Here is a 17,274-nt window from a genome sequence, read left to right on the forward strand (position 1 = left end):
CGGTTCCTTCAGTGCTCGTGGATGATCACGCCGCGGATGTTCTTGCCGTCCAACATGTCCTGGTAGCCCTGGTTGACCTCGTCGAGGCGGTACGTGCGGGTGATCAGCTCGTCGAGCTTCAGATCACCGGACCGGTAGAGGCTGAGCAGGCGGGGGACGTCGAACAGCGGGTTGCAGGCGCCGAAGATCGCGCCCTGGATGCGCCGCTGGTAGCCGATGAGGGCGCCGGGGTGCTCGTTCACCCAGCCGTTGCCGACCGCGGTGACGGTGACCTGACCGGTCTTGCCCACCACCTGGAGCGCGTCGGCGATGACCTCGTCGTGGAGGACACCGACGGTGATGATCGCGTGGTCGGCGAGCTCGCCCCAGGTGACCTCGTTGACGAACTCCTGGGCCTCCTTCGCCGTGGCGAAGGTGTGGGTGGCGCCGAAGACGGTGGCCATCTCCCGCTTGAACTCCACCGGGTCGACCACGACGACGCGCTGCGCGCCGGCGTACCGGGCGCCCTGCACCGCGTTGCTGCCCACCCCGCCGGCGCCGTAGACGACGACGGTCTCACCGGCGCGCACGCCCGCGGCGTGCACCGCGCTGCCCCAGCCGGTGGGGACACCGCAGCCGACCAGGGAGGCCACCTCGAAGGGGATGTCCTCGGGGATGGGGATGACGCTGAACTCGCTGACGACGGCGCGCTCGGAGAAGGTGCCGAGCACGCACAGGCCGCCGAAGTCCTCACCGTTCTGGTGGAAGCGGAACGTGCCGTCGGGGAACTCCCCGGTGGAGGCGTTCTTGCCCTCGTCGCAGAGGTTCTGCCGGGCCGTGGAGCAGTAGCGGCACTTGCCGCAGGCGGGGATGAAGGAGCAGACGACGTGGTCGCCGACCTTCACCCGGGTGACGCCCTCACCGACGGCCTCGACGATGCCCGCGCCCTCGTGGCCACCCACCACGGGGAAGCGCATCATCGCGTCGCCCTTCTGGATGTGGTCGTCGGAGTGGCACATCCCCGCGGCCATGAACTTGATCCGGACCTCGTTGGCCTGGGGGTCGTCGAGCTCGAGCTCGGTGATCTCCCACGGCTTGCCCGGCTCCCGACAGACCGCGGCGCGTGTGGTCATGCTCATCTGGGGCCCCTTCCGTGCTGACGACTGGTGGTACGGGCGCTGGCCGGGGGGCGAGAGCCTCGCTGGTACCCCGGGGCGACGCCCGGAGCCGAGGGGGACACTGCCGCCGCAGACGTGGCGTGGGCCACACACCATTCCGACCCGCGGAAGACGAGCCGGACGGACCCCCCGGTCCGCTCCCCGGCGCGGCGGGGCCCCGCCTTCCCCCGGGTGGAATACGCCTTCTCGGGTACCGAACGGCGTCCATACGTTCGACGGCGTCCGGGTGACCCTCGACACATCGCCGTCCCGCCCAGCGCGCGGGCCCGCCGTCGGGATCGCACCAGTGCACGAGCCAGCCGCACCAACGGGGACTGGCGTGAGAAGGGGACACGGCGTGATCGACAAGTTCCGCGAGGACGTGTTGTCCGTGGTCGACAGAGTGCCGTCAGGAGCGTCCATCGCGGTCGGCGGCTTCGGCAGCTCCGGCCGCCCGGACCTGCTCCTGAACGCCCTCTGCGAGCTGGGCAAGCGCGACCTGCACGTCTACGTGAACAACGTGGGCCACGACTTCACCGGCGTGGGGAGGCTGCTGCACGAGGGCCGGCTCCGCCGGGTGACGGCGTCCTTCCCGATCCTGCAGGAGTTCTACGACGAGTACTTCGCCGGCAAGGTGGAGCTGGAGCTGGTGCCCCAGGGCACCCTGGCCGAGCGGCTGCGGGCCGGCGGCTCGGGCATCCCCGCCTTCTTCACCCCGTCCGGTGCGGGGACGATGCTCGCCGACGGCACCTTCACGCTGCGCTACTCCCCCGACGGCGGGGTGGCCGAGCACGTGCCGGCCAAGGAGCACCGCCTGATCGACGGGCGCGAGTACGTGCTGGAGACCGGCATCGTCGCCGACTTCGGGATGGTCAAGGCGTACTCCGGGGACCGCAAGGGCAACCTGCGCTTCCGGCTGTCGGCACGGAACTTCAACCCGCTGGCCGGGATGTCCGGCCGGCACACCTTCGCCGAGGTCGACCGGCTGGTCGAGGTCGACGAGCTGCACCCGGACGACGTCCACCTGCCCGGCGTCTTCGTCGACGACGTGATCCCGACCAGCCCGGCCCGCACCACCACCCCTGACGACAGCCGGCTGATCGCGAGGACCCGCTGATGACCGCCACGCAGACCCCGCCGGTGACCGGCCGCACCCGCGAGGCCATCGCCGAGCGCCTGGCGCAGGACCTGCAGGACGGCTACGTCGTCAACCTCGGCGTCGGCATCCCGCTGGCCGTGCCGAGGTTCATCCCGCCGGGCGTGGAGGTCGTGCTGCACGCCGAGAACGGGGTGCTGGGCCTGGGCCCCGCCCCCGACGGCGAGGGCGACGTCGACCTCACCGATGCGGGCAAGCAGCCGATCACGCTGATGAGCGGGGCGGCGATCACCGACTCGGCGATGTCCTTCGCGATGATCCGCGGCGGCCACCTCGACGTCACCGTGCTCGGGGCGCTCCAGGTGTCGGCCGCCGGCGACCTCGCCAACTGGTACGTGCCCGGCCGCAACCCCGCCGTCGGCGGGGCGATGGACCTCGTGGCCGGCACCCCGCAGGTGTGGGTGACGATGGAGCACTGCGACCGCAAGGGCCGCTCCAAGGTCGTCCCCGAGTGCACGATGCCGCTGACCGGCAAGGCCTGCGTCACCCGCGTCTACACCGACCTGGCCGTCTTCCACGTCGTCGACGGCACGCTCCGGCTGGTCGAGTGCGCCCCCGGCGTCACGCCCGCCCAGGTCCGCGCCCACACCGAGGCGCCCTACACCGAGGACCTGCGGTCGTGACCTGGACCTCGCGCATCGACCTGGACCGGATCACCGCGATCGACGTGCACACGCACGTGCACCGGTCGGTCTCCGCCCCGCCGCCGGCCGGCAGCAGCGCCGACGACATGGGCGCCTACTTCGGCATCGGCTCGATGCCGCAGTACACGCTGCCCGAGCTCGCCCAGTACTACCGGGAACGGGACATGGCCTGCGTCGCCTTCGGCGTGGACAGCATCTCCCAGACCGGGGAGGAGCTGGTGCCCACCAACGAGGAGGTCGCCGAGCTCGCCGCCGAGCACGCCGACGTGGTGATCCCCTTCGCCAGCATCGACCCAGCACGGGGCGCCGCCGGCGTGCGGGCCGCCCGCCGGCTGATCACCGACCACGGCGTCCGGGGGTTCAAGTTCCACCCCAACACCCAGGGCTTCCACCCCAACGACCGCACGGCCTACCCGCTGTACGAGGTGATCGCCGAGCACGGGCTGATCGCGCTGTTCCACACCGGCCAGACCGGGGTGGGGGCGGGCACGCCCGGCGGGGGTGGCATCCGGCTGAAGTACGCCAACCCGATGGACGTCGACGACGTCGCCGTCGACTTCCCCGACATGGACATCATCCTGGCCCACCCCTCCTTCCCCTGGCAGGACGAGGCGCTGGCCGTGGCCACCCACAAGCCACGGGTGTACATCGACCTGTCCGGCTGGTCGCCGAAGTACTTCCCGCCCCAGCTGGTCCGGTACGCCAACAGCCTGCTCAAGAACAAGGTGCTGTTCGGCTCGGACTTCCCGGTGATCACCCCGGAGCGGTGGATGAAGGACGCGGAGACCATCGGCCTGAAGGACGAGGTCAAGCCGCTGATCTACAAGTCCAACGCCGCACGGCTGCTCGGGCTGCTCCCGCCCGGGCGCTGAACCTCCCTCTCACAGACAGGACAGATCTCCATGCAGGACGTCGAGGGCAAGGTCGCCTTCATCACCGGCGGGTCCAGCGGCATCGGCCGCGGGATCGGGCTCGCCCTGGCCCGGGCCGGCATGACGGTGGTGATCAGCGGCCGCCGTCAGGAGCACATCGACGAGACGACCGCGGAGTTCGCCGCCGCCGGGCTCGCGGTCGACGCGGTGCAGCTCGACGTCACCGACGCGGCCGCGGTGGAGGCGGCCGCCGCCACCACCGTCGAGCGCCACGGCCGGGTCGACGTGCTGGTCAACAACGCCGGCATCGGGCTGACCGGCCCGGTCATGGGGGCCACCGCCAGCGACTGGGACTGGCTGATCGACGTCAACATCAAGGGCGTCGGCAACGGGCTGCGGGCGTTCGTGCCGCACATCCGGGCGCACGGCGAGGGCGGGCACATCGTCACGACCACGTCGATGGCCGGGCTGCTGCCGATCGTCGCGGGGCTGTACTCGATGACCAAGGCGGCGGTGATCGCGCTGTCGGAGGCGCTGGCGATCGAGCTGGCCCCCGAGGGGATCGGCGTCTCGGCGTACTGCCCGGGGCCGGTGCACAGCAACATCGCCGGCGCCGTCGCCGCCCGGCCGGAGCAGTACGGCGAGAGCGGCTACACCCCGCCGCCGGCGGAGTTCCTCGAGTACGCGAAGACCCAGCCGTACATGAGCTACGTGGAGGCCGGCGAGCGGGTGCTCAACGGCATCCGCCGGGGCGACCTGTTCATCCTCACCCACCCGGAGTTCCGCGAGGGCGTCCGGGAGCGCTTCGAGACCACCCTGGCCGCCTTCCCCGACGAGCCGATCGACTCCGCGCGCGCCGCGGCGATCCCGTTCCTCACCAGCTCGCCCGTCTACGCGCCGGAGAACCGCCTCCCCTCCCCCCGCCTCACCGACCTCGTCCCCTGACGGGCGGAGATGGCCATCTCCGCCCCGGCTGCTCGGGGCGAATACGGCCATCTCCGCCCTGACCTGTGGATGACCGGCGGGCAGTGACCCCGAGGTCCGGCACCATCCCCGGGTGTCCAGGGACCTGACCGGTGTGTTCATCGGGAGCCACGCGATCGCCGAAGGGCTCGTCACCGCGAAGCAACTGCGGCAGCTGAGCTGGCGGCGGGTCGTGCACGGCGTGTACGCCGATCCGGCGCTGCCCTTCGACCACCAGCTGCGGTGCACGGGCGTGGCACTGCTGCTGCCGGCCGGCGCGGCCATCGGTGGGCACTCGGCTGCAGCCTGGCACGGTGCACCGTTCGCCGGCGCGCACGATCCGGTCACCGTCGTCCGGCCGCCCGGCGTCGAGTGGAAGGGGCCGCGCGAGGTCCGGGTGCACCGCGCGGTGCTGGGGCCGGACGACGTCGCCCGCCACGGCGACGTCCCGGTGACGACGCCGCGGCGGACCGCCTGGGACGTCGCCGCACTGGAGCCGCTGCCCACGGCCGTCGCCGCGCTGGACGCGATGGTCCGCGCCGGCACCGTCGACCAGGCCGACCTCGCGCAACTGCTCGCCGCGGGCACCGGCCGCTGGGGCGTCGTCCGGGTCCGCCGGGCGTTCGGGCTGGTCGATCCGCGAGCGGAGTCACCGCCGGAGTCGCGGGTGCGGGTGGCCCTGGTGGTCGCCGGGCTGACGCCGGTGCCGCAGTACGAGGTGCGGATCGCCGGGCGGTTCCTGGCCCGCACCGACCTCGCGTTCCCGGAGGCGCGGCTGGCGGTCGAGTACGAGGGCGCGCACCACTTCGACGGCACGCAGATCGTCCGGGACGACGAGCGGATCCGGTGCCTGGAGGCGGCCGGCTGGCGGGTGATCCGGCTCAGCGCGACCGACCTGCGCGACCTGGACGCCGTCGTCGCCCGGGTCCGCGCCGCCCTGGCCGGTTGAGGGGCAGAAATGGCCATCTTCGCCCAGAGTGGACGGGCGGAGATGGCCATTTCCGCCCGTCGGCAGCGCACACGAGAGCGGGGCCCGGACCGGTCGTCACCGGTCCGGGCCCCGCCCTCTCGTGCGCCCGCGGGCTGCGGCAGGTCAGCCGGCGGGGGTCTGGTCCAGCGGGATCAACGGCACCGGGCCGGCGAGCTCCTCGGGGTCGGCCGGGAAGTAGGCGAAGTTCTTCGCCCGCGCTCCCCCGTCGACGACCAGGTCGGTGCCGGTGATCAGCCGCGCGTAGTCCGAGCACAGCCAGGCGACGGCGTGCCCGATGTCGGTCGGCGTGCCGGTGCTGCCCATCGGCACCAGCGGCGGCCGCTCCCCGGTCCACCGCGCCGGACGGCGCCACGCCTCCTCGCCGGCACCGCCGCCCAGCCCGCCACCGCCGGAGCCGCCCTTGCGGCCGGCGTTGAGCATGTCGGCGGGGATGCCCCGCGCGGCCAGCTCGGCGAGCAGCTCCGGGTTGTCGATCGTCGGCGCGGTCGGCGTGTAGCTGTTGACCCGGATGCCGTAGGGCGCGAGGTCCATCGCGGCGGCGCGGACGAAGTTGTTCACCCCGCCCTTGTTGAACGCGTACGCGATCACCCCGGCCGAGCCGTTCCAGCCGTTGGAGGAGGAGATGCACACGATCGAGCCGCGGATCCCGCGCTCGGCCATCGCCCGGCCGACGATCTTGGTGTTCAGAAAGTAGCCGAGCCCGGAGACCTTGATCGACCGCTCGAAGGTGCCGGCGTCCTCGTCGAGCACGCCCTTGCCGCCGAGCATCGCGGCGTTGTTGACCAGGATGTCGATGCGACCCCACCGCTCCAGGACGGCGTCGACGTAGCCCTGCACCGCGGCCTCGTCGGTCACATCGCCGGGGGCGGCCATCGCCTCCCCGCCGTTGCGCTCGATCCGCGCCATGGCGGTCTTGATGACGTCGTCGTCCACGTCGTTGCACGCCACCTTGGCGCCGTACCGGGACAGCGCCAGCGCGATGCCGCTGCCGATGTTCGGCCCGACGCCGGTGACCAGTGCGACCTTGCCCTCGAGGCTGACCTCCACGCTCAGTGCCCGTCGACCGGGTAGGTGAGCTCGATGCTGGCCGGGTCGACGCCGAGCACCGGGGCGAGCATCTGCTGCATCAGCGGCTTGGGCACCAGGCATTCCTCGCAGGCGTCCGGCCCGGCCACGATCCGGACGTCGGCCCGGTCGCCGGCCAGGTCGACGTCGAGCCGGTAGTCGTCGGCCTGCAGCGTCTGCCGCAGCTGGTCCAGTTGCTTCTCGTCGACGGTCACGGGGCGCTCTCCTCGGTACGGCTGGGGCTCGGGCAGGAATGGGGGACGGGGACGGACCGGCCGGACCAGGTGGCCCAGCCGAAGGGACGGAAGACCGCGGAGATGGCGGCGTTGGCCGCGCCCGCGACGACGATCGGGATCTCGGCCGCCGACGGCATCATCGGCATCGGGTCCGGGCCCGGGTCGACGTCGTGCGACTCCTTGCCGGCGGCGACCAGGTCGGCCTGCGGGCGGACGGCGTGCTCGAACAGCCACTGCTGGACGTCGGCCCGCGAGTACCCGGCGGCGGCCAGCACCTGCGCGTGCTCGGGGCCCAGGACCAGCCCGCCGGTCGAGTGCTTCATGCCCAGGTAGGCGCCGGTGCGGGCCAGCGTGTCGGCGAAGTCGCGCAGCAGCGCCTCGACGTCCTCGGTGTGCCGGTTGTCGACGTACTCGACGTCGCGGATGAGCATCGCGGAGACCGCGGAGGTGCCGGCCGGCACTCCCCCGGCGACGCTGAACGGCTCCCAGGGGGAGAGCTCCTCGTTCTCCCCGATGCACAGCGTCCAGCGGCCGGGCACGCCCTGGGTGGCCTGCTCCAGCTCCTGCGGCTTGATCCCGTAGCCGTTGCGCACCAGCAGCCCGAGCGCCCGGCCGACGGTGGCGTTGGCCCGGAAGCCCGGCCCCAGCACGCCGCCGGCGCAGTTGACGCCGAGCTCGGTGCGGATCGGCCCGTTGACCACCAGCAGCGGCGCCGGTCCGCTGGTCGACTGCCAGGCACCACCGCGGGACGACGGCTCCTCCCGGACCGCCTCCCAGGCGGCGAGCACCAGCGGGAAGTACTCGGGCAGGCAGCCGGCCATCACCGCGTTGACCGCGGCCTGGGCGACGGTGACCCGGCGGTCCAGGTGCTCCTGGGCACCGATCACCTCGTCCGGGTCGCGGTCGACGGTGGCGAGGAACTCCGCGACGTCGGCCTGGGTGGCCGGCACGACGGGCAGCCCGTCGGTCCAGCCCTGCGCGTGGCAGTGCTCGATCGCCTGCCGCACCACCTGCAGGCCGGCGGGGGCCTCCGGGGCGGCGGTCATGACGCGGCCGCCGTGACCGGACGGGTCAGCAGGGTGACGATCTCGGGGACGGCGCGCTCGGCGCGGGCCCGCACGCCCTCGCTGGACAGGCTGGCCACCGGGTGCGGGGTGGTCACGTACTCGTAGCCGGCGGTGCCCTGCAGGGCGGCCATCGCGTCGGCGCTGACCCGGAAGGCGTCGCTGACCAGGACGACGGCGGGGATGCCGGCGGCCTCCAGCTGCAGACCGTCGGCGACGGCGGAGGCGCTGCACGAGCCGCAGTCGCCCACCCCGACGACCACGACGTCGGCCTCGGCGCGCAGCTCGGCGAGCATCTCCTCCGGCGCGGGGTGCACGATGCTCGGCTTCGTCCGCTGGATCGCGATGCGGGCGCCGTGCTGGGACTCCAGCAGCGCGGCCACCTCCCGCACGAACTGCTCGGCGTTGCGCTTGGTGTTCACCAGCAGACCGACGCGCAGCCCGGCGAGGTCACCGGGGCGGGCGGCGAGCGACGTCCGGCCCTTGACGCTGCCGGCCGGGCCGCGGGTGGGGTCGACGATGTCGTCGAACAGGGACACGGGTGCCTCCAGGATCGGGTCAGCCACCGGCCGGGACGGCCGGCTCGGGACGGCGCAGCGGGAACGGCGTCATCCCGCCGCCGTCGATGGGGATGGCCTGGGCGGTGATGTAGCCGGCCTCGGGCGAGGCGAGGAAGGCGACCGCGGCCGCGATGTCCTCGGCCTGCCCGGGTCGGCCGACGGGGATGTTGCGGCCGCGCTGCTCCATCAGCGCCGCCTCGTCGGCGTCCGGCGCTGCGGAGAGGAACGCCCGGCTGGTGGCGACCAGGCCGGGGCAGAGTGCGTTGACCGTGATCCCCCAGGGCCCGAGGTCCATCGCCAGCGCGCGGGTCAGCCCGATCACCCCGGCCTTGGAGGCGGAGTAGGCACCGGAGAACGGCGCGGCGGTCAGCCCGGCCATGGACGAGATGTTCACGATCCGGCCCGACCGCTGCGCGCGCATGACCGGCACCGCGGCCGAGCTCATCAGCCAGGGGCCGCGCAGGTTGACCGCGAGAACCCGGTCGAACACCTCGATCGGCACGTCGGCGACGTCGGCCCGGTCCGGGCCCTGCGGGGCGGCGGCGTTGTTGACCAGGACGTCGAGCCGGCCGTGCCGGTCGACCGCCGCGGCGACCATGGCCGCGGCGTCGCCGGGGTCGCTGACGTCGCCGAGCACGGCGAGGGCGTCCCCGCCGGCGGCGCTGATCTCCGCGGCCAGCGCCTCCACCCCGCCCCAGCCGGCGCCGCGCTGCTCCTGCCGGGCGTTGGGCACGCCGGCCGGCTGCAGGTCGGTGACGACGACGGCGTGCCCGGACGCGGCGAGGCGGCGCGCGATGGCCTGGCCCATGCCGTCGGGCTTGCCGCAGCCGGTGACCAGGGCGACCCGGTCCGCGCTCACGCCTGGGCTCCCGAGACGGCCACCGGGACGCCCTCGGGGGTGGCGGTCTCGGGGACCTCCGTCTGCGCGGGCGCGGGCGGCCGGGCCCGCGGCGGCTTCCCGACGGCCGGGCCGCCGTCGACCGACAGGATCTGCCCGGAGACCCAGCGGGCGTGGTCGCTGGCCAGGAAGAGCACGGCCTGCGCGATGTCCCAGGGGGTGCCCTCGGTGCCCAGCGCGGAGAAGCCCTTGCGGATCTCACGCATGTCCTCGGACATGTTGGCCGCGGCGAAGGCGCCCCAGATCGCGCCGACCTGCACGCAGTTGACCCGCACCCCCTGGTCACCGAGGGTGTTGGCGGCGCCGACGGTGAGGTTCTCCAGCCCGGCCTTGGCCAGGTTGTAGACCATCGCCGGGCCGCGGGCGCGCACGCCGACCGAGCTGATGTTCACGATCGCCCCGCCGCGCGGCAGCCGGGGCGCGGCGTGCCGGGTCATCTGCCAGGCGGTCGTCAGGTTGAGGTCCATCAGCTGGTGGAACCGCTCGGGGGTCACCTCGAAGACGCCGGCCCGGTCGCCGACGGCCACGTTGTTCACCAGGGTGTCGACCGAGCCGAACGCGGCCACGGTCTCCTCCACGGCACGCCGGCACTCGTCGTCGTCCAGCAGGTCGGCGACGACGACCACGGCCTCCCCGCCGTCGGCGGCGATCCGGTCGACGGTGCGCTGGGCGGCGGCCCGGTCGCGGTCCAGCACGGCGACCCGGGCACCGTGCGCGGCGAGCACCCGGCTGATGGCGAAGCCGACGCCGGGCTGCTCGGTGCTGGTCTGGCCACCGCCGGTGACCAGCGCCGTGCGGCCGGTCATCCAGCGGTCGCCGACGGCGCCGAACGGGTCCTGCAACGGGTCGGGCTGGGTCACTTCGGGTCGGGTCACTGAGCACTCCCTTGTGCGGTGGTGGTGGCGCCTTCGACCGGTACCGAGCTGCCCGACCAGCCTGAGAAGACCCGGACGACCATCGAGATGCCGGCGTTGCGGGCGCCGGCGACGGCGATGGGCAGGACCTCCGGGCCGGCGGCGGCGAAGAGGGGGTCGAAGGCGTCGGGTGCGGTGCTGCCGTCGGCGAAGCGGACGCCGTTGTCACCGACGCCGTCCTTGCCGACCCGGGCGAGGTCGGCCTTGCTGCGCCCGCACCGCTCGACCAGCCAGGCGCGGACGTCGGCCCGGCTCATCCCGGCGCCGGCGAGCAGCTGGGCGTGCTCGGGGCAGAAGACGATCCCGGCCGGGGCGTTCTTGAAGATCAGCGCCCCGCTGCGGGAGATGGTGTCGGCGAAGTCGGCCAGCAGCTGCTCGGGGTCGGCGGTGTGCCGGTTGTCGACGTACTCGACGGTGCGGGTGAGCATCGCGGAGACCGCGCTGGTGCCGGCGGGCACGCCGCCCTCGACCGACATCGGCTCCCAGGGGCTCTCCTCCTCGTTCTCCCCGAGGCAGACCTGCCAGCGGCCGGGCAGCCCCTGGGTCGCCTGCTCGAAGCCGTGCGGGACGACGCCGAAGGCGTTGCGCACGATCAGCCCGAGCGCCCGGGGGATGGTGGCGTTCGCGCGGAACCCGGGCCCGAACACGCCGCCGGCGGAGTTGATCCCCAGCTCGGCGCGGACCGGCCCGTTGACGACCAGCAGCGGCGAGGGCCCGCTGGTGCTCTGCCAGCCACCCCCGGTGGCCGACCGGTCGCGCTGGACCGCCGCCCAGGCGGCGAGCACCACCGGGAAGTACTCGGGCCGGCAGCCGGCCATGGCCGCGTTGATCGCGGCCAGCTCGACGGTGACGGTGCGGTGCAGGTGCGGCATCTCCCCGATCACCTCGTCGGGGGCCCGGTCGACGGTGGCGAGGAACTCGTCGACCAGCGGCCGGGTGGCCGGCACCAGCGGCAGCCCGTCGGACCAGCCCTGCTCGTAGCAGTGCTCGATCGCCAGCCGTGCGGCGTCCGGGTCGGCGTCGACGGCCGGGCGGGACTCGACCGCGGTCACGAGGCGCGCTCGCGCGGCGCCGAGGCGCCCTCGGCGGCGGTCACCGTGGCGACCACCTCCGGCACCAGACCGGTGGCCCGCTCGGCGACCGCGTCCGGGGTGAGGATCGCGACCGGGTGCGGGGTGGTCAGGTAGGCGTAGTCGGGGTCGCCCTGCACCTCGGCCATGCCGCTGGCGGTGGCGGTGAAGGCGTCGGAGCAGATGACCGCCGTCGGCACGCCGGCCCGTTCCAGGGCGATCCCGTCGGCGACGGCCGAGGCGCTGCACGACCCGCAGTCCCCGACCCCGACCAGGACGACGTCGCACTCGCGGGTGAGCTCCTCGAGCAGCTCGGCGGGCATCGGCAGCGCGAACGCCGTCTTGGTGCGGCGCAGCACGGTGGTCGCACCCCGCTCGCGCTCCAGGTGGCCGGCGATCTCGTCCAGCAGCAGGGCGGCGTTGTGCTTGGTGTTCTCCAGCAGCCCGATGCGGGCGCCGGCCAGGTCGGCGCGGCGGGGCGCGAGCGAGCTGCTGGCCACCCGCACCGCGCTGAGGCCGGTGGGGTCCAGGACGTCGGCGAGGGTGGCCATCACGCCACCCTCACGCAGACGGGGCGCGGGGCGGGGCGGCGGCGCTGCTGCCTCTGACGGGACATCGGAACGGTCCTCCTCGGGTGGAGCTCCGCCGGTCACCCCGAAGACGTCGGGGTGACCGGTCGGGCCGCGGTCTGGCGGGTGACCGGGGTCACCTCAGCCCTGTGGATGATCGTGGTCCGGGCGCCGTCGGCGGATCGAGATGGCTTCCCCCCGGCGGAAGCGCCGTCCGATCGGCGGTGCTTGACAAGCACCCTGGAACGGCCGGAGATTGTGATCACCGCCACCCGCCACCGCCGGTCTGCCCACCCCGGTCCGAGCCAGGAGGACGACATGCCGGCAACGATGCCGCTGCACTCGACCACCACCGACGGGGCCCGCCGCCCCAGCCGCCCGTCCGCGACGGGCGCCACCGCCCCGGGGGGCGCCGCCCCCGCCTCACCGGCCACCGCCGCCGGCCGCACCCTCGCGGTGCTCGCCGCCTTCGGGCCCGAGCACGCCTCCCTCTCGCTGTCCGACATCAGCCGCCGCACCGGGCTGTCGCTGACCACCACCCACCGGCTGGTCGGCGAGCTGCGCCAGTGGGGCGCCCTGGAGCGCGGCCCCGACGGCCGGTACGCCATCGGCCTGCGCCTGCTCGAGCTGGGTGCCCTGGCGCCGCACGGGCTGCAGCTGCGCGAGCTGGCGCTGCCCTTCCTCGACGACCTGCACCACGCCACCCGGGCCAACATCCACCTGGCCGTCCGCGACGGCCACGACGTGGTCTACGTGGAGGCGCTGCGCGCCCGCGGCGCGATCCGGGTGCTGTCCCGGCTCGGCGGGCGCTGGCCGCTGCACGCCACCGGCACCGGCCAGGTGCTGCTGGCCTACGCCGACCCGGAGGTCCAGCGCGAGGTGCTCGCGAGCCCGCTGCGCCGGTACACCGCGAACACCATCACCGACGTCGACAAGCTGCGCCGGGTGCTGGCCGAGGTCCGCCGCACCGGCGTCGCGATCGCGGAGAACCACCTGCCGCCCGCCGGGGCGCTGGCCCTGGCCGTACCGGTCCGCGGCCCGGGCGACGAGGTGGTCGCCTCGCTCGGGGTGACCGTGCAGCGCGAGACGGTGAAGAGCCATGCGCTCATCCCGGTGCTGGCCGCGACCGCCCGCGGGATCAGCCGCGCCCTCGGCGCGCCGTCGGTGAGCACCGTCGACCCGCGCACCGTGCGCCGCACGATGGAGCCCGACCTCATCTGAGCGCACCCCGACCTGGTCTCGGCGTGCGCTCCCGGGATCAGGAAGGCTGATCGTGCGTGCTCCTGGCTCACCGTCTGCGCTGAGCCAGGAGCACACACGGTGAGCCCGGATGCGCGGGGCCGAGGGCGGTCAGCCGGCCAGCAGCCGGGGCAACGCCTCGCTGATCGGCTCCCGGACGACGAGGTCGGCCAGGCCGTCGTAGGGCGTCGGCTGGGCGTTCACGATCACGACCCGGGCGCCGTGCGCGGCGGCCACCTCCACCAGCCCGGCCGCCGGGTGGACGCCGAGCGAGGTGCCCACGGCCAGGAACACGTCGCAGTCGCCGGCGGCCTGCGCGGCGGCGTCGAGGACCTCGGCGTCCAGCGCCTCACCGAAGTAGACCGTCGCCGTCTTGAGCACGCCTCCGCAGCGGAGGCAGGCCGGGTCGGCGTCCCCGGCGTCGACCCGGGCCAGCACCTCCGGCGTCGGCGTCCGCGCCCCGCAGGCGGTGCAGACCACCTCGTGCACCGTGCCGTGCAGCTCCAGCACCCCCGCCACTCCGGCCGCCTGGTGCAGACCGTCGATGTTCTGGGTGAGCAGCGCCCGCAGCCGGCCCTGCCGCGCCAGGTCGGCCAGGGCCGCGTGCCCGGCGTTCGGCCGGACGTCGGCGGCCGCGAGGTCCCGGCGCATCAGCCAGGAGCGGCGGCGGATCGCCGGGTCGCCCAGGTAGTACGAGAGCGTGACCAGCTTCTCGGCGTCGGGATCCCGGGTCCAGACGCCGTCGGGCCCCCGGTAGTCGGGGATGCCGCTGTCGGTGGAGATCCCGGCACCGGTCAGCACGCACACCTGCCGCGCGCGGGTCAGCCAGTCCGGGAGGGGCTCGGGCACGGTCACGCTGTCCCACGGTAGGAGCCCGCTCGACCGGCCACCACGCGGCGAACCCCTCACCGAGGGTGAGGGAAGGGTGGCCTTGCTCCGCATCCGCCGCAGTGGCCTGGGAAGATGACGGGTGGCACATCGAGGCGCAGTACAACGCGCGCAGGACCAGCGAGGGTGAGGCGCAAGCAGTGGCAGCCAGCAAGGACAGCTTCGGAGCCCGGTCGACACTCGACGTCGACGGCACCGAGTACGACATCTTCCGGCTCGACGCGGTGGAGGGCAGCGAGAAGCTCCCCTTCAGCCTGAAGGTCCTGCTGGAGAACCTCCTCCGTACCGAGGACGGCGCGAACATCACCGCCGACCACATCCGCGCCCTGGCCAACTGGGACCCGAACGCGGAGCCCGACCAGGAGATCCAGTTCACCCCGGCCCGCGTGGTCATGCAGGACTTCACCGGCGTCCCCTGCATCGTCGACCTCGCCACCATGCGCGAGGCGATGGCCGACCTCGGCGGCGACCCGCAGAAGATCAACCCGCTCGCGCCGGCCGAGCTGGTCATCGACCACTCCGTCATCGCCGACGTCTTCGGCACCCCGGAGTCCTTCGAGCGCAACGTCGAGATCGAGTACCAGCGCAACGGCGAGCGCTACCAGTTCCTCCGCTGGGGCCAGGGCGCCTTCGACGACTTCAAGGTCGTCCCCCCGGGCACCGGCATCGTGCACCAGGTCAACATCGAGCACCTGGCCCGCGTCGTCTTCCCCCGCCCCGAGGGTGACCGCGTCGTCGCCTACCCGGACACCTGCGTGGGCACCGACAGCCACACCACCATGGTCAACGGCCTGGGCGTGCTCGGCTGGGGCGTCGGTGGCATCGAGGCCGAGGCGGCGATGCTCGGCCAGCCGGTGTCGATGCTCATCCCCCGCGTGGTCGGCTTCAAGCTGACCGGCGAGCTGCCCGACGGCGCGACCGCCACCGACCTGGTGCTCACCATCACCGAGATGCTGCGTGAGCACGGCGTGGTCGGGAAGTTCGTCGAGTTCTACGGCGCCGGCGTCTCCGCCGTCCCGCTGGCCAACCGGGCCACGATCGGCAACATGAGCCCGGAGTTCGGCTCGACCGCGGCGATCTTCCCGATCGACGGCGAGACGATCACCTACCTGGAGCTGACCGGCCGCTCGGCCGAGCAGATCGCGCTGGTCGAGGCCTACGCCAAGGCCCAGGGCCTGTGGCACGACGACGCCCGCGAGCCGGCCTTCTCCGAGTACCTCGAGCTGGACCTGGCCACCGTCGTCCCCTCGATCGCCGGTCCGAAGCGCCCGCAGGACCGGGTCGCGATGACCGACGCCAAGGAGGCCTGGCGCGAGGCGCTGCCGGCCTACGTGGCCGACGACGAGCTCGGCGGCGAGGACCGCAAGCCCGGCGTCCCGTCCAACGAGCAGCCCTACGGCGTGGTCTCCCCCGCCGACGAGGCCTCGGCCGAGTCGTTCCCGGCCAGCGACCCGCCGGCCGCCATGTCCGCCCCCGCGGGCGGGCAGGCCGACGAGAACGCCAAGCCCCACCCGTTCGTGGCCGACGACGTCCTCCCCGACCGGCCGAACAAGCCGACCAAGGTCGTGATGGAGGACGGCACGGAGACGTTCGTCGACCACGGGCACGTGGTGATCGCCGCGATCACCTCCTGCACCAACACCTCGAACCCCTCGGTCATGATCGGCGCCGCGCTGCTGGCCAAGAAGGCCGTCGAGCTCGGCCTGACCACCAAGCCGTGGGTCAAGACGACGCTGGCCCCGGGGTCGAAGGTGGTCACCGACTACTACGAGAAGGCCCAGCTCACCCCGTACCTGGAGAAGCTCGGCTTCTACCTGGTCGGTTACGGCTGCACCACCTGCATCGGCAACTCCGGCCCGCTGCCGGAGCCGGTCAGCAAGGCGGTCAACGAGGCCGACCTCGCCGTCGTCTCGGTGCTCTCGGGCAACCGCAACTTCGAGGGCCGGATCAACCCCGACGTCAAGATGAACTACCTGGCGTCCCCGCCGCTGGTGATCGCCTACGCGCTCGCCGGGACGATGGACCTGGACCTGACGACCGAGCCGCTGGGCAAGGGCACCGACGGCCAGGACGTCTACCTGCGCGACATCTGGCCCTCGCCGCACGAGGTGCAGCGGGTCATCGACGCGTCGGTCTCGGCCGAGCAGTTCGGGGACAGCTACCAGGACGTGTTCGCCGGCACCGAGCAGTGGCAGAACCTGCCGACGCCGACCGGGGACACCTTCGCCTGGGACCCGGAGAGCACCTACGTCCGGAAGCCCCCGTACTTCGACGGCATGCCGGCCGAGCCGACCCCGGTGCAGGACATCGCCGGCGCCCGCACCCTCGCGGTGCTGGGCGACTCGGTGACCACCGACCACATCTCGCCGGCCGGTTCCATCAAGGCCGACAGCCCGGCCGGGAAGTACCTGCAGGAGCACGGCATCGAGCGCCGCGACTTCAACTCCTACGGGTCCCGTCGCGGGAACCACGAGGTGATGATCCGCGGCACCTTCGCCAACATCCGGCTGCGCAACCAGCTGGTGCCGGGCACCGAGGGTGGGGTCACCAAGAACCACCTGACCGGCGAGACGACGTCGATCTACGACGCCTCCCAGGCCTACCAGGCGCAGGGCATCCCGCTGGTGGTGCTGGCCGGCAAGGAGTACGGCTCCGGGTCGTCGCGCGACTGGGCGGCCAAGGGGACGGCGCTGCTGGGGGTCAAGGCGGTCATCGCCGAGAGCTACGAGCGCATCCACCGGTCGAACCTGATCGGCATGGGCGTGCTGCCGCTGCAGTTCCCGGAGGGCCAGAACCGCGAGTCGCTGGGCCTGACCGGCGACGAGGAGTTCACCATCACCGGGATCACCGAGCTGAACGAGGGCTCGATCCCCCGCACGGTGAAGGTGCAGGCGGGTGACGTGCAGTTCGACGCCCGGGTGCGCATCGACACCCCCGGTGAGGCGAACTACTACCGGAACGGCGGGATCATGCAGTACGTCCTCCGGTCGCTCCGGCAGGGCTGACCTC

General features: G+C 73.3%; 17 protein-coding genes. 7 read left to right on the top strand and 10 right to left on the bottom strand.

Annotated elements, in window-relative coordinates; genetic code table 11:
* Positions 1-8: 8 nt before the first annotated feature.
* A complete protein-coding gene (locus tag ACI79Y_RS04185; protein WP_457085389.1) occupies positions 9-1,118 on the bottom strand; it encodes an NDMA-dependent alcohol dehydrogenase in 1,110 nt (369 codons plus the stop codon).
* A gap of 376 nt (positions 1,119-1,494) precedes the next feature.
* On the opposite strand from ACI79Y_RS04185, the gene ACI79Y_RS04190 reads away from it, so the two are divergent.
* The 5 genes from ACI79Y_RS04190 to ACI79Y_RS04210 all read left to right on the top strand — a co-directional run bounded on the left by ACI79Y_RS04190 (position 1,495) and on the right by ACI79Y_RS04210 (position 5,720).
* Complete coding sequence (locus tag ACI79Y_RS04190) at positions 1,495-2,253, top strand: CoA transferase subunit A (protein ID WP_457157262.1); 759 nt, start codon at positions 1,495-1,497, stop codon at positions 2,251-2,253.
* Positions 2,253-2,915: a 3-oxoacid CoA-transferase subunit B gene (locus ACI79Y_RS04195; protein ID WP_457157263.1), complete on the top strand. Its 663-nt coding sequence runs from the start codon at positions 2,253-2,255 to the stop codon at positions 2,913-2,915. The genes ACI79Y_RS04190 and ACI79Y_RS04195 overlap by 1 nt, the downstream gene beginning before the upstream one ends.
* On the top strand, positions 2,912-3,808 hold the full coding sequence (locus ACI79Y_RS04200) for an amidohydrolase family protein (RefSeq protein WP_457157264.1): 897 nt from the start codon (positions 2,912-2,914) through the stop codon (positions 3,806-3,808). The genes ACI79Y_RS04195 and ACI79Y_RS04200 overlap by 4 nt, the downstream gene beginning before the upstream one ends.
* A gap of 30 nt (positions 3,809-3,838) precedes the next feature.
* Positions 3,839-4,753: an SDR family oxidoreductase gene (locus tag ACI79Y_RS04205; RefSeq protein WP_457157265.1), complete on the top strand. Its 915-nt coding sequence runs from the start codon at positions 3,839-3,841 to the stop codon at positions 4,751-4,753.
* Positions 4,754-4,865: 112 nt separating this feature from the next.
* Positions 4,866-5,720 (top strand): DUF559 domain-containing protein, encoded by an 855-nt coding sequence (locus ACI79Y_RS04210; RefSeq protein WP_457157266.1) that lies wholly within the window; start codon positions 4,866-4,868, stop codon positions 5,718-5,720.
* Positions 5,721-5,864: 144 nt separating this feature from the next.
* On the opposite strand, the gene ACI79Y_RS04215 is transcribed toward ACI79Y_RS04210, so the two are convergent.
* The 8 genes from ACI79Y_RS04215 to ACI79Y_RS04250 are packed head-to-tail and all read right to left on the bottom strand — an operon-like array spanning position 5,865 to position 12,120.
* Positions 5,865-6,809 (bottom strand): SDR family NAD(P)-dependent oxidoreductase, encoded by a 945-nt coding sequence (locus tag ACI79Y_RS04215; protein ID WP_457157267.1) that lies wholly within the window; start codon positions 6,807-6,809, stop codon positions 5,865-5,867.
* Between the two features lie 2 nt (positions 6,810-6,811).
* Positions 6,812-7,042 carry a hypothetical protein gene (locus ACI79Y_RS04220; protein WP_457157268.1) on the bottom strand — a complete coding sequence of 77 codons (231 nt, stop codon included), beginning with the start codon at positions 7,040-7,042 and terminating at the stop codon, positions 6,812-6,814.
* Positions 7,039-8,109: a hypothetical protein gene (locus ACI79Y_RS04225; RefSeq protein ID WP_457157269.1), complete on the bottom strand. Its 1,071-nt coding sequence runs from the start codon at positions 8,107-8,109 to the stop codon at positions 7,039-7,041. The genes ACI79Y_RS04220 and ACI79Y_RS04225 overlap by 4 nt, the downstream gene beginning before the upstream one ends.
* Entirely contained in the window at positions 8,106-8,666 is a 561-nt protein-coding gene (locus tag ACI79Y_RS04230) for a UGSC family (seleno)protein (RefSeq protein ID WP_457157270.1), read from the bottom strand. Before ACI79Y_RS04230 ends, ACI79Y_RS04225 begins: the two co-directional genes overlap by 4 nt.
* Positions 8,667-8,685: 19 nt before the next feature.
* Entirely contained in the window at positions 8,686-9,546 is an 861-nt protein-coding gene (locus ACI79Y_RS04235; protein WP_457157271.1) for an SDR family NAD(P)-dependent oxidoreductase, read from the bottom strand.
* Positions 9,543-10,460, bottom strand: coding sequence for an SDR family NAD(P)-dependent oxidoreductase (locus ACI79Y_RS04240; protein ID WP_457157272.1), 918 nt, complete (start codon positions 10,458-10,460; stop codon positions 9,543-9,545). The genes ACI79Y_RS04235 and ACI79Y_RS04240 overlap by 4 nt, the downstream gene beginning before the upstream one ends.
* Positions 10,457-11,551: a hypothetical protein gene (locus ACI79Y_RS04245; RefSeq protein ID WP_457157273.1), complete on the bottom strand. Its 1,095-nt coding sequence runs from the start codon at positions 11,549-11,551 to the stop codon at positions 10,457-10,459. Before ACI79Y_RS04245 ends, ACI79Y_RS04240 begins: the two co-directional genes overlap by 4 nt.
* Positions 11,548-12,120: a UGSC family (seleno)protein gene (locus ACI79Y_RS04250; protein ID WP_457157274.1), complete on the bottom strand. Its 573-nt coding sequence runs from the start codon at positions 12,118-12,120 to the stop codon at positions 11,548-11,550. The genes ACI79Y_RS04245 and ACI79Y_RS04250 overlap by 4 nt, the downstream gene beginning before the upstream one ends.
* Before the next feature lie 336 nt (positions 12,121-12,456).
* Between ACI79Y_RS04250 and ACI79Y_RS04255 the strand changes: the two genes are divergently transcribed.
* Positions 12,457-13,359, top strand: a complete 903-nt coding sequence (locus tag ACI79Y_RS04255) for an IclR family transcriptional regulator (RefSeq protein WP_457157275.1) — start codon at positions 12,457-12,459, stop codon at positions 13,357-13,359.
* Positions 13,360-13,488: 129 nt separating this feature from the next.
* Here ACI79Y_RS04255 and ACI79Y_RS04260 read toward each other — a convergent pair whose 3' ends face one another.
* A complete protein-coding gene (locus ACI79Y_RS04260) occupies positions 13,489-14,232 on the bottom strand; it encodes an SIR2 family NAD-dependent protein deacylase (RefSeq protein ID WP_457157276.1) in 744 nt (247 codons plus the stop codon).
* Positions 14,233-14,405: 173 nt separating this feature from the next.
* Here ACI79Y_RS04260 and ACI79Y_RS04265 point away from each other — a divergent pair, with 173 nt between their 5' ends.
* Positions 14,406-17,270 (top strand): aconitate hydratase, encoded by a 2,865-nt coding sequence (locus ACI79Y_RS04265; RefSeq protein ID WP_457157341.1) that lies wholly within the window; start codon positions 14,406-14,408, stop codon positions 17,268-17,270.
* Positions 17,271-17,274 lie beyond the last annotated feature (4 nt).

This window comes from Modestobacter sp. SYSU DS0875, from assembly GCF_054050915.1.

Excerpts from the sequence above, each read along its gene's own strand:
- ACI79Y_RS04185 (WP_457085389.1), bottom strand. The coding sequence starts at position 1,118 with ATGAGCATGACCACACGCGCCGCGGTCTGTCGGGAGCCGGGCAAGCCG.
- ACI79Y_RS04195 (WP_457157263.1), top strand. The coding sequence starts at position 2,253 with ATGACCGCCACGCAGACCCCGCCGGTGACCGGCCGCACCCGCGAGGCC.
- ACI79Y_RS04205 (WP_457157265.1), top strand. The coding sequence starts at position 3,839 with ATGCAGGACGTCGAGGGCAAGGTCGCCTTCATCACCGGCGGGTCCAGC.
- ACI79Y_RS04225 (WP_457157269.1), bottom strand. The coding sequence starts at position 8,109 with ATGACCGCCGCCCCGGAGGCCCCCGCCGGCCTGCAGGTGGTGCGGCAG.
- ACI79Y_RS04250 (WP_457157274.1), bottom strand. The coding sequence starts at position 12,120 with ATGGCCACCCTCGCCGACGTCCTGGACCCCACCGGCCTCAGCGCGGTG.
- ACI79Y_RS04255 (WP_457157275.1), top strand. The coding sequence starts at position 12,457 with ATGCCGGCAACGATGCCGCTGCACTCGACCACCACCGACGGGGCCCGC.